Genomic DNA, 12582 nt, shown 5'->3' with positions numbered 1-12582 from the left:
TACATCATGAAATTACACCTAGGAGGACAATCATTATGAATTTATTTAAACAACAAAAGTTTAGTATTCGAAAATTTAATGTTGGTATTTTCTCAGCATTAATTGCTACAGTAGCATTTTTAGGCGTAAATACTAATAGTGCTGAAGCATCAGAAGTAGAGAATGGGGTTGCTAATAACCAAGTCGATAACGCTGTCGTTAATCAAGAGCAAACTAATAATGTAGACAGCCAATTCAGTGACACAAATCAAGTAGTTGACCCTAACGTTAATCAAGCTACTACTGAGAATAATAACCAAGACGCAACAACTGAAAATATTAATAATCCTGTTGTGAATAGTGGGGAAGGCGTTAGTAATCAAGATAATACTACTACAAATGATGAAGTTAATACCCCAGCCGTAGAAGTTGTACAACCTGCTGTTTCGTTAGATGACTTACAAACACCAAAATTACCAACTGAATTAAATAATGATAATCAAAATAGTAAAGTACCAACGGAAGGTTTAAACAAACCTGTCGCAACAGTAGAAACAAATCAGTCTCCTAAGAAAAGAAGTAAACGTGACGTGGGAGATAGTACAAACGATAATAATGTAGTAGCTAATAACCAAGTGGATAATGCTCAAAATCAAACATTAAATAATGCTAAACAAGTCGCTACTAATGAAATTAATCAAAAAGCTACTGAGAAAAACCAATCAATTAATACTACTGCAGAAGCCACACAAGAGGAAAAGCAAGTTGCATTAACAGACGTTGAGCACCAACAATTTAATGCTAATAATAATATTCAACAAGCTGCATCTGAAAACGATGTTACTACAGCAAAAAATAATGGTTTAACTGCTATTGATAATATTACTGTACAAACACATGCTAAAGAAGCTGCACGTAATGCGATTGTTCAAAAGGTAGCTGATCAAATCTTAAATATTAATAATAACCAAAATGCTACAAATGAAGAAAAAGCAGAAGCAGTAAACCAAGTTCATAATGTTGAACACCAGGCCTTAAAAAACATCAATGGTGCTAATACACAAGATGAAATAAATAATATTCAAAATCAAAATGTTACATCAATTGGAAAAGTTGAACCTACTACAACTGTGAAACCAACTGCTATTTCTGAAGTTAATCAAGCTGCAACTGAACATAATAGTACTATTGATGGAAATAGTGGTGCTACAACAGAAGAAAAAGCGAAGGCAAAAGAAAAAGTAAATGGATTAGCAGGGGTTACAACTTATAACATTAATCATTCTTCTTCAAATCAAGAAGTTAATCAAGCTAAAGAATTAGGTATAAATCAAATTAATGCAATTACGCCAGAAACGGCCGTAAAAGATTCGGCGAATGACGAAATTAATCAAGCAGCACAACAACAAAAAGAACATAATAATAATAACTATGCAGATGCTACGACAGAAGAAAAAACAGAAGCTAATAATTTAGTAGATAGTTTAGCCAATGAGGCACATACTGACATTGCAGCTGCTAATACAACAGACGAAGTAAATAATGTGAAAAATAATACTGTACAAGCCTTACAAAATGCTAGCACTGTTGTTGCAAAGAAACCAGCTGCAAGAGACCAAATTAATCAAGCACTAAGTGATAAAAAACAAGCGATTAATAATTCAAATCAATCAACAACAGAAGAAAAAGCTGACGCAATTAATCAATTAGATCCGAAAAAAGCTGAAATTGATAATAATATCAATCAAGCTACAACTAATGATGAAGTGTCAACTGCTGTAACAAATGGTTTAAATGAACTCAATAATATTGAACCTGCAACTGTTAAAAAGCAACAAGCAAAAACAACTATTGCTCAAGATGCAGATAATCAAAAGCAACTTATCAATCAAGATACTAATTCAACTACTGAAGAACATGATGCAGCTAACGCTAAGATAGATCAAGCAGTTGCAAAAGCCAATAATGATATTGACCAAGCAGCTACTAATAATGATGTAGATAATGCTGTTGCAACTAACCAAACAGAGATTAACCAAATACAACAAGATGCTCAAGTCAAACCTGCTGCAAAAGCAGAAATTGCTCAAAAAGTTACTGAACAAGAAACGGTTATACAAGCAACTCGAGGTACAACTACTGAAGAAATTAATGAAGCACTTCAAGCCTTACAAACAGCTAAAACTCAAGCTGACCAAGCTATAGATGCAGCACAGTCAAATGCGGATGTAGAAAATGTTAAAAATGAAGAAATAGCTAAAATAGCTTCAATTTTACCATCACAAGAATACAAAAATAATGCTATGGCTGAAATAGAAAATTTAGGTGAACAACGCAAAGTAGAACTAACTCAAAATCCTGATATGACTAGAGAAGAACGTGATGATACTGTTGATTCAGTAGATAGAGCAGTAGGTCAAGGTACTAATAATGTTTACCAAGCTTTGAGTAAACAATCCGTTGATAATGCTAAAAATGATGCGATTACTAACATCAACCAAGTTAGAGCATTTGTGAATGTAAAACAAGATGCGAGAGACGCAATCAGCCAAGTAGCTGATCAACGTAAACAAACTTTCCCTAATGATGTTCATGAACTGATGAAGAAAAACAAGAAGCTTCAAATAATGTTGATGCAATTGTTACAAAAGCAAATGAACAAATTAACCAAGCTACTACTGATGCACAGGTAGCGCAAGTTAAAAATCAAGCCATTCAAGATATAGATTTAGTAGTACCACAAAGTAATGCTAAAACGACAGCTTTATCAAATATTCAAACTAAACAGGAACAACAAACATATATTATAAACAACGAACCAAATGCTACTTCAGAGGAAAAAGCGATTGCTTTACAAGAGTTAAATCAAGTAGTTACAAACGCCAATAATGAAGTTAATGCGGCTACTACAAATGCACAAGTGGCTACAGCTGAACAAAATGGTATTACAGCTATTAGTAACACACTTCCAGCAACACAGACTAAAGGTGATGCTAAAGCTGCATTAGATCAAGCTGCTACAAATCAAAAAGCATTAGTAGGTCAAAATCAAGATGCAACTACTGAAGAAAAAGATGCGGCAAATCAATTAATCGATCGAGCTCTTAATAATGCGAAACAATCTGTTACTGATGTAGATAGTGCTATAGATGTTGAAACTAAAAAGAATGAAGGTATCGACAATATCAATCAAATAACTGCAGATACAGGTGTTAAAACTGCTGTAAAACAAGATTTACAAAATCAAGCTAATGCTAAAAAGCAAGAAATTGCTAATAGTCCTTTATCTACTGAAGAAGAAAAACAAGCAGCAAATACAAAAGTTGATAATGCATTACAACAAGGTTTAACTGATGTTACTAACGCTCAAAGTATTGTAGACGTTAATAATGCAGTTAAAACTAACGATGAAACCATTCAAGCCATTCAACCAGAAACTACAGTCAAAGATAATGCTAAAAAAGAAGCTTTAAACATCTTGAATCAACAAAAAGATACAATTTATCAAAATGCCAATGCTACTGCTGAAGAAAAGCAATTAGCTGGTGATAAATTAGATCAATTAGCTTCTAAAGTTATCAATAATATTAATCAAGCAAACACTAACAATGATGTAGATCAAGCTAAAACAAATGCAATAACAGAAATCAATCAATTTACACCATCAATTGTTAAGAAAGAAAATGCTAATGAAGAATTAACAGATGCGGCAGATTTAAAACAAGCTGAGTTAGATAAATCTCAAAATAATAGTCAAGAAGATATTGATGATGCTAAACAAACAGTACAAGCTATTTTATCTAAAGCTAAAGAACAAGTGAACCAAGCACAAACTAATCAACAAGTTGATGAAGCTAAAGCTAATGGAATTAATGCATTACAAAATGTTCAACCAATAGGTGGATTAAGACGAGATGCATTAAAAGAAGTTAATGATGTTTACAATGATAAAGTTAATGAAATACAAGATGCTGTGAATGGTACACAAGAAGAAATTACAGCTACATTGAATAATTTAAATAACATAAAAGCTCAAGATGACACAGCGATTAACCAAGCTACAAATGTACAACAATTAACAACTGCCAAAGACCAAGCTTTAAGTGATATTAATAGTTTTGAATTCACATTTACTAAAAAGTCAGATGCCATTACAGAAATTCGTGATGCTTTATCAGCTAAAGAAAATTCTATTAATGAAAATAACAAAGCAACTTCTCAAGAAAAAGATAATGCTATAAATAGTGCTAGAGAACAAGCAAATATTGCATTTATTAACATTAATAACGCTGATACAAATCAACAAGTTGATGATGCAGTGTCAAACGGTAAAGCAGAAATTGATCAGGTCACTCCAGAAGTTGTAACTAAACCAAATGCGATTGAATCTATTAATCAACTTGCTGATCAATTAAAAGAAACATTTGGACAAACATTAGGCGCTACACTTGATGAATCTGAAGAAGCTGCACAAAAAGTAGATACTATTGTTAATAACGCTAACAATGAAATTGAAAATGCAGCATCTGACATTGATGTAGCTCAAATCAAAGCGAATGCTATGAATGATTTAAATCAAGTTGTCATTAATGTTGAACAAATTTCTAATGCAGCAAAAGCATTAAGAGAAGAAGCGGATAAAGTTAAAGAAACAATTGATTCAAATGAAGATGCAGTAGAAAGTGAAAAATTAGCTGCTAAAGAAAATTTGAATAATATTTTAGAAAAAGGTTTAGCTGTATTAAATGTACAAAATACTAATGAAGAAGTAGCGAATGCAAAATCAAACTTTATAGATCAAATTAAAGCTATCAAAGTGGATACAGTTGTTAAACCTAGAGCTATATCAGAAGTAACGAAATTTGTTAATAACCAAGTTGCATTAATTCAAAGTTCAACAAAAGCTACTACTGACGAAAAAGAAGACGCAATTAATAGAGTGAAAGCAATTGAAGATGAATCATTAGCATCAATAAAAAATGCCAATAATAGTAATGACATTAACGAAGTGGTTGAAAATGCTCAATTAAAATTAGGATCAGTGAATGTTAAAGCTATAATTAAAGAAGAAACAATCAAAGCATTAGATGATAAGATTGCAGAACAAAAAGAAAAGATTAATAATTCACAAGCAAATCAAGAACAAAAAGATAAAGCATTGAGTCAATTAGGCCAGCTTACTTCTAAAATTGGTGAACAAGTAGATCAAGCCCAATCAAATGAAGATGTGTTAAAAGTTAAAGAAGAAACAATCAAACAAATTGAAGCGATTGTTCCAAAAGTAACTCAAAAATCACCTCAAAAAGATCCAAACCAAGAACCGGTAAAAACACCTCAAAAAGACAAAGATAATGATAATGATGTTCCAACTCAACAAACAACAGTCACTGGAAGCAAAACTGATGAAGATAATACTCCTATAAAAAATGGAGAAAACATCGATGAACAAGTTACTTCATCAACAGTTGAACAAAGTGAAGAGAACGACAATAACTCAACATCAGAAGCTAAACAATTACCAGAAACTGGACAAAACGATAGTCACATACCAGTGGCAGGAATTGCCTTTGCGGCTGGTGCTGCTATAGTTAGCAGACGACTAAGTCAAAAGAAAGATAAATCAGAATAAAATAGTTAAACTGTAAGTTTGATCCAATAAAATCATAAATAAAACAGAGTTTAGGTATTAATCCTAAACTCTGTTTTTATATACAAATATTTATAATAAATTATCATATTTTCCAGCATTTAAACCTGCTACGTGACCAGTAACTAATGCACTTGTAATATTATATCCACCAGTATAACCGTGGATATCTAACACTTCACCACATAAGAAAAGGCCTTTAGACAATTTCGACATCATAGTCTTAGGTTCTATCTCTTTTAAAGAAACACCGCCACCAGTTACGAACGCCTTATCAATTGGTAAAGTTCCATTAACATTAAATGAAAATCCTTTTAATAACTTAACTATTGTATTTAATTGTTGATTTGAAAGATGATGTGATGTTGTTTCATTATCAATTTCAGCTTGTTCTAAAATAAATAACAAATATCTTTCTTCAATTAACCCATGTAGACTGTTTTTAATATATTTATCAGGTTCATCTTTTAATAATTTTCTAATATGTTGTGAAAGTTCATCTTCGTTCATAGTTGGAAAGACATCAAGTGCCATTTTTATATCTTGTTTCTTTTGATTTTTTTGTTCTTTATAAACAAATTGACTACATCTTAATGCAGCTGGTCCACTGACACCAAAATGTGTAAAAATCATATCCATTTGATGACTAATTCTTTTTTTGCCATTCTTTTTTAATACGGATAATTCTACATCTTTGAGACTTAGTCCTTTCAATGTTTTATCTTTAATAAAACGTTCAGGAGAAGTGATAGGTACTTCGGTAGGGAACAATTCTGTAATAGAATGGCCTAGCGATTTTGCAAAAGTATATCCGTCACCAGTCGAACCTGTTTGGGGTACACTCGTACCACCAGTTGCTATAATTAAACTTTTAGATTTATAAGTTTGTTGTGCAGTTTCAACTGAAAAAATACCCTCATTATCTTGTGATACATTAAGAACAGTGGTTTCTTCCTTAACTGTAACATTTTGTTTATTAATCGTATCAACTAAAGTATCAACGACGTCTTGCGCTTTATTTGATACAGGGAACATGCGCCCATGATCTTCTTCTTTGAGTTTTACGCCACGACTCTCAAAAAAATGAATAATAGATTCATTATCAAAAACAGAGAAGGGACTATATAAAAATTTTCCATTTCCAGGAATGTTTTTAATAATTTCTTCATAAGGTAAGCGATTGGTTACATTGCAACGACCACCACCTGAAATTTTTAATTTTCTACCAAGTCCTTTCTTTTTTTCTAACAAGAGAACTTGGTTACTACTAGAGCTAGCGGCAACAGCAGCCATTAGTCCGCTGGGGCCACCACCGATGATGATTGTTTGATACATTTTAACTGCCTCCAATAAATATTCATCACTATTGTATCTGAATAGAAAAATATATGCTATAGAAGTTGTATAATTAGATGACAATGAATAAAATGAGAATTATAATAGGAAACTTGAAGTATCATACATAAAAATCGACTAGCTAAGATTTGAGATTGCTTTTTATTTTATCAAAAGCGTGTTTACTAATAAAAATATGATAAAATCAATTAACACAAATAGTTTTTGTGATATATTTTATATTAATGTAAGCTAATGATAATGAATAAGATATGAAGTTAAATAACTTTAATAAACTTTTAAAGATAGGAAGATAGTTAATGAGCGAAAGTAAAGAAATGGTTCGTGGGACCTTCTTAATTACATTTAGTATATTAATTACGAAAGTTCTAGGTGTTCTATTTATTATTCCGTTTAACCATTTAATTGGTGGACAAGAAAATATGGCACCGTTTACTTATGCCTATGCGCCATATAATATTGCAATAGCTGTAGCAACAGCTGGCGTACCGTTAGCAGCTTCAAAATATGTTGCTAAATACAATGCTTTAGGTGCATACAAAGTAAGTCAGAAGTTTTATAAATCAAGTTTTATAGTGATGAGTATAACTGGTATTCTAGGATTTTTACTATTATACTTCCTAGCACCATATATTTCAGAATTAACACTATCACGTAATGCATCAGATAAAAATGGTTGGTCAGTTGCTGATATTACATGGATTATTAGAATTATAAGTATGGTTGTTATATTTATACCAGTACTAGCAACTTGGAGAGGTATATTCCAAGGTTATAAATCTATGGGACCAACAGCAGTATCTGAAGTTACAGAACAGATTGCACGTGTGATTTTCATTTTAGTCGGAAGTTACTTAGTATTAAATGTCTTTAATGGTACTGTATTAATGGCTAATGGTATAGCTACGTTTGCAGCAGCTATTGGTGCGATTACAGGTATTTTCACATTATGGTATTACTGGAGAAAACGTAAGAAACATATTGATGAAATGGTTTTATCAGATAACACAGATATAAATGTATCTTACGGAAATATGTATAAAGAAATTATAAAATATAGTATTCCATTTGTAATTGTAAGTTTAAACTTCCCGTTATTTAATTTAGTCGATCAATTTACACATAATGGAGCTTTATCAATTGTAGGCGTATCTTCTCAGTTACAAGATATTTTCTTTAATATGTTGAATATGTCAACAAATAAAATAGTAATGATTCCTACGTCTTTAAGTGCTGGTTTTGCAGTAAGTTTAATACCTTATATTACTAAGACATACGAAGAAGGTCGATTGCATGAAATGCATAGACAGATAAGAACATCTATTGGAGTGCTTATGTTTATTACTGTTCCTGCTAGTATAGGAATTATGGCATTAGCTCAACCATTATTTACAGTTTTCTATGGCTACGATCCAGTTGTTCAAGGTCATGACCCTAACTTTGATGGTAGTAGATTGTTATTCATATATGCTCCAGTAGCAATTTTAATTTCATTATTAAGTGTGACGGCTTCAATGTTACAAGGTATTGATAAACAGAAGTTAACTGTATATGTGATCTTGGGTGCAGTGGCTATTAAGTTGATATTAAACTATCCTCTAATTATGTTATTACGTACACCAGGTGCAGTACTTAGTACGTCAATTGCATTATTATTCGCAATTGGTTGCAACTTCTTTATCTTAAAGAAATATGCCAAATTTAAGTTCAGCTATAGTTGGATTCATTTTGGAAAAATATTCTTGTATTCATTCATTATGATGATAGGTGTAGAACTTGTCTTCTTTATTGGTAAGCTATTCTTAGCACCAAGTAAAGTAGGATATCTAATTATTATTATTGCTGGTGTTATCGTAGGTGCTGCAATTTATGGTGGAATTACAATAAAAACAAAATTTGCTGATGAATTTTTAGGGGAAATACCTGAAAAAATTAGACGTAAAGTTGGGTTCTTACGATGAGAATTGATAAATTTTTAGCTAATATGGGTATTGGCACACGTAACGAAGTTAAACAAAACTTGAAAAAAGGTCATGTGAAAGTTAATGATAGCGTGACTAAATCACCAAAAACTCATATTAATCCTGAAGTAGATATAGTTAAAGTCAATGAGGAAGTTATTAAATATATTGATAAAATTTATATTATGTTAAATAAACCAAGTGGTGTCATTTCTGCCACTGAAGATGACAAAGATAAAACCGTCATTGATTTAATCCCTGAGTATCAACACTTGGGGATTTTCCCTGTCGGTAGATTAGATAAAGATACAGAAGGTTTATTGCTGATTACTAATGATGGGCAATTTAATCATGATTTGATGAGTCCTCATAAACACGTCCCTAAAACTTATGAAGTTGTGTCTCAAAATTCCATATCGGAAAATGATATTAAATTATTCGAAAAAGGTATAGAACTTTCTGATGGAAAGGTGAAGCCAGCTCAATTAGAAATAATTGAAAACAAGCTCTCACGTGTTACGATATATGAAGGTAAATACCACCAAGTAAAAAGAATGTTTCATGAGATAGAAAATGAGGTATTAAAATTAAAACGTATTAAAATAGCTAATTTAGAGTTAGATGAAACACTCGAATTAGGAGAATATCGTTTATTAACAGAAAATGATTTTAAATTATTGTTAAACTAAAGAAAGAGAAGGTGTAATTTATGGCAAAAGGTACAAATTTATTTAGAGTAGTTCTAGGTTTAGGCGGCGCTGCAGCAGCAGTATTATTATCTCGTAAAGAAAGTAGAGATAAATTAAAAGAACAGTATAATCAATATAAAGAAGATCCAGAATCATACAAAGCAAATGCTAAAGATTTAGCTAATCAATTAAGTACGAAAGCTAATGAAACAATTCAAGACGTGAAAAACGATCCTAAAGGTTATGCAGAAAGATTAAAAAATGACCCTAAAGCTTTCTTAGAAGAAGAAAAAACTAAATTCACAAACTTAGATGATAAAAAAGAAGACGACCTAGACGAAGGTAAGTTTGATGATGAAGGTGGCGCAACAGTAAATAATAATTTACGTGTCGTTTCAGAAGATGACTTAAAAAATAATAAAAATGCGTTAGATGATAACAAATAATATTGGTTAACTTGAAACCCTATGTACTATTTCCAATAAGAGATAGTACATAGGGTTTTATTTAGTTATAAAAATTTAGAAAATTTCGTAATATTTCTGACGTCTTACTGTAGTTTCCTTGTAACTTCATGTAAAATAGTAAATAACTTATAAAAAAGGAAGTCGAATTCGAATGTGGAAAGAAAAAGTTCAAGAATACGAAAACCAAATAATTGAAGATTTAAAAGGTTTGTTGTCGATTGAAAGTGTAAGAGATGACAGTAAAGCTAGTGATGATGCGCCTGTAGGACCTGGACCTAGAGAAGCATTAGACTATATGTATAAATTGGCTGAAAGAGATGGATTTTCTACTCATGACGTAGAGCATATTGCCGGACGTATAGAAGCGGGTAACGGTGACGATCTCTTAGGTATTCTTTGCCACGTCGACGTAGTACCTGCTGGTGACGGTTGGGATTCAAACCCATTTAACCCAGTTGTTACAGACCAGTCAATCATAGCAAGGGGTACACTAGATGATAAAGGACCTACAATAGCAGCTTATTATGCAGTTAAGATTTTAAATGATATGAAGGTCGACTGGAAGAAACGAATTCATATTATTATTGGAACTGATGAAGAATCAGATTGGAAATGTACAGACCGTTATTTCCAAACAGAGGAAATGCCTGCACTAGGATTTGCACCAGATGCTGAATTTCCTGCTATTCATGGTGAGAAAGGTATCACTACATTTGATTTAGTTCAAAATGAAATGGCTGAAGATGTAGATGAACCAGATTATGAATTAATTTCATTTAATTCTGGACAACGTTATAACATGGTACCAGATCATGCTGAAGCTAAAGTTTTAGTTAAAGAAAACATGACTGATGTTATTCAAAACTTTGAATATTTTATAGAATCAAATCAATTACAAGGTGAAAGTACAGTTGACAGTGGAATTCTTATTTTAACTGTTGAAGGTAAAGCTGTTCATGGTATGGATCCTTCATTAGGTGTAAATGCTGGCTTATATCTATTAGAATTTTTAGCTACACTAAACTTAAATAAAAGTGCTAAAGACTTTGTAAACTTCAGTAATCAATATTTACATGTATCTCATTTTGGTGAAAAAATGGGTATGAAATTCCATACTGATATTATGGGCGAAGTTACTACTAATATAGGTGTTATCAATTATGATAATGAAAATGCTGGCCGATTTGGAATAAATTTAAGATATCCGCAAGGTTTTGAATTTGAAGAAGCTATAGAACGTTTTACTAATGAAATTAAACCATTAGGATTTAGAGTAGAAATGGGTAAAGTTCAAAAACCACACTATGTAGATAAAAATGATCCTTTTGTTCAAAAATTAGTAACAGCATATAGAAACCAAACTGGAGATATGACAGAGCCATACACAATAGGTGGAGGCACATACGCCAGAAACCTAGACAAAGGTGTCGCTTTTGGGGCAATGTTTAATGATTCAGAAGACTTAATGCATCAGAAAAATGAATACATCACGAAAAAACAACTATTTAATGCAACGAGTATTTACCTCGAAGCGTTATACTCATTATGTGTGGAGGGATAATTTATGACAAAAGTTTTTATTAATGGTGAATTTTTAAATCAAGATGAAGCTAAAGTATCATACGAAGATAGAGGATATGTTTTTGGTGACGGAATTTACGAATATATTCGTGCTTACGAAGGTAAGCTATTTACTGTAAAAGAACATTTCGAGAGATTTTTAAGAAGTGCTAACGAAATTGGATTAGATCTTACTTATACAGTTGATGAATTAATTGAATTAGTTCGTAAACTCTTAGAAGTAAATGATGTTAAAAATGGCGGTATTTATATTCAAGCTACACGTGGTGTTGCACCTCGTGAACATTCATTCCCAACACCACCAGTAAAACCGGTTATCATGGCATTTACGAAAAGTTATGATAGACCATATGAAGATTTAGAAAATGGTATTTATACTATGACAACAGAAGATATTCGTTGGTTACGTTGTGATATTAAAAGTTTAAACCTATTAGGTAATGTTTTAGCTAAAGAATTTGCTGTTAAATACAATGCTAGTGAAGCGATTCAACATCGTGGAGAAACTGTAACAGAAGGTGCTTCAAGTAACGTATACGCCATTAAAGATGGAAAAATATATACACATCCTATAAATAATTTTATTTTAAACGGAATTACGAGAAGAGTCATTAAATGGATTTCTGAAGATAAAAATATTCCATTTATTGAAGAAACGTTTACTGTTGATTTCTTAAAAAATGCAGATGAAGTTATTATTTCAAGTACGTCTGCTGAAGTTATGCCAGTAGTTAAAATTGATGGGGAAGATGTCGGAGATGGTAAAGTAGGCACTGTTACGCGACAATTACAAGAAGGATTCAATCAGTATATAGAAACACATAGTATATAAGTTGAATATTTATCAAAATTTCCACAACTATCTCACTCTAAATATGTTATAATCTAATTCAAAGTAGTTT

The 12582-nt window shown here is 31.7% G+C and carries 8 protein-coding genes and 2 pseudogenes; 9 read left to right on the top strand and 1 reads right to left on the bottom strand.

The features are described from left to right. Nucleotides 1–35: 35 nt before the first annotated feature. From HMPREF3125_RS13255 to HMPREF3125_RS13130, 4 genes and pseudogenes are all read left to right on the top strand, one after another. Nucleotides 36–123, top strand: a pseudogene (locus HMPREF3125_RS13255) (YSIRK-type signal peptide-containing protein); the annotation flags it as partial. Nucleotides 124–332: 209 nt separating this feature from the next. After that, entirely contained in the window at nucleotides 333–2672 is a 2340-nt protein-coding gene (locus HMPREF3125_RS13135) for a DUF1542 domain-containing protein (RefSeq protein WP_371106456.1), read from the top strand. Next, nucleotides 2618–2899: pseudogene (locus tag HMPREF3125_RS13250) on the top strand (DUF1542 domain-containing protein); the annotation flags it as partial. The gene HMPREF3125_RS13135 and the pseudogene HMPREF3125_RS13250, both read left to right, overlap by 55 nt. Next, nucleotides 2900–5608 carry a DUF1542 domain-containing protein gene (locus tag HMPREF3125_RS13130; protein ID WP_371106453.1) on the top strand — a complete coding sequence of 903 codons (2709 nt, stop codon included), beginning with the start codon at nucleotides 2900–2902 and terminating at the stop codon, nucleotides 5606–5608. It abuts the pseudogene before it with no gap. A gap of 90 nt (nucleotides 5609–5698) precedes the next feature. Here the strand turns inward: HMPREF3125_RS13130 and HMPREF3125_RS11940 are convergent, their stop codons facing one another. Beyond that, a complete protein-coding gene (locus tag HMPREF3125_RS11940) occupies nucleotides 5699–6961 on the bottom strand; it encodes a BaiN/RdsA family NAD(P)/FAD-dependent oxidoreductase (RefSeq protein WP_070454005.1) in 1263 nt (420 codons plus the stop codon). Between the two features lie 320 nt (nucleotides 6962–7281). Here HMPREF3125_RS11940 and HMPREF3125_RS11935 point away from each other — a divergent pair, with 320 nt between their 5' ends. The 5 genes from HMPREF3125_RS11935 (at nucleotide 7282) to dat (ending at nucleotide 12512) form a co-directional block, all read left to right on the top strand. Continuing rightward, nucleotides 7282–8943, top strand: coding sequence for a putative polysaccharide biosynthesis protein (locus HMPREF3125_RS11935; RefSeq protein WP_070454004.1), 1662 nt, complete (start codon nucleotides 7282–7284; stop codon nucleotides 8941–8943). After that, nucleotides 8940–9632: a pseudouridine synthase gene (locus HMPREF3125_RS11930; protein WP_046466830.1), complete on the top strand. Its 693-nt coding sequence runs from the start codon at nucleotides 8940–8942 to the stop codon at nucleotides 9630–9632. The genes HMPREF3125_RS11935 and HMPREF3125_RS11930 overlap by 4 nt, the downstream gene beginning before the upstream one ends. 20 nt (nucleotides 9633–9652) lie before the next feature. After that, nucleotides 9653–10078 (top strand): YtxH domain-containing protein, encoded by a 426-nt coding sequence (locus HMPREF3125_RS11925; RefSeq protein ID WP_017638273.1) that lies wholly within the window; start codon nucleotides 9653–9655, stop codon nucleotides 10076–10078. 172 nt (nucleotides 10079–10250) lie between these two features. Further along, a complete protein-coding gene (pepV, locus tag HMPREF3125_RS11920) occupies nucleotides 10251–11660 on the top strand; it encodes a dipeptidase PepV (protein WP_070454002.1) in 1410 nt (469 codons plus the stop codon). Between the two features lie 3 nt (nucleotides 11661–11663). Beyond that, complete coding sequence (gene dat, locus HMPREF3125_RS11915; protein ID WP_017638271.1) at nucleotides 11664–12512, top strand: D-amino-acid transaminase; 849 nt, start codon at nucleotides 11664–11666, stop codon at nucleotides 12510–12512. Nucleotides 12513–12582: the final 70 nt, after the last annotated feature.

The sequence above is a fragment of the Staphylococcus sp. HMSC13A10 genome, from assembly GCF_001808005.1.
Classification (GTDB): domain Bacteria; phylum Bacillota; class Bacilli; order Staphylococcales; family Staphylococcaceae; genus Staphylococcus; species Staphylococcus pasteuri.
The sequence above is the reverse complement of the archived record's forward strand: the minus strand, read 5'-3'. Positions and strand labels throughout refer to the sequence as shown.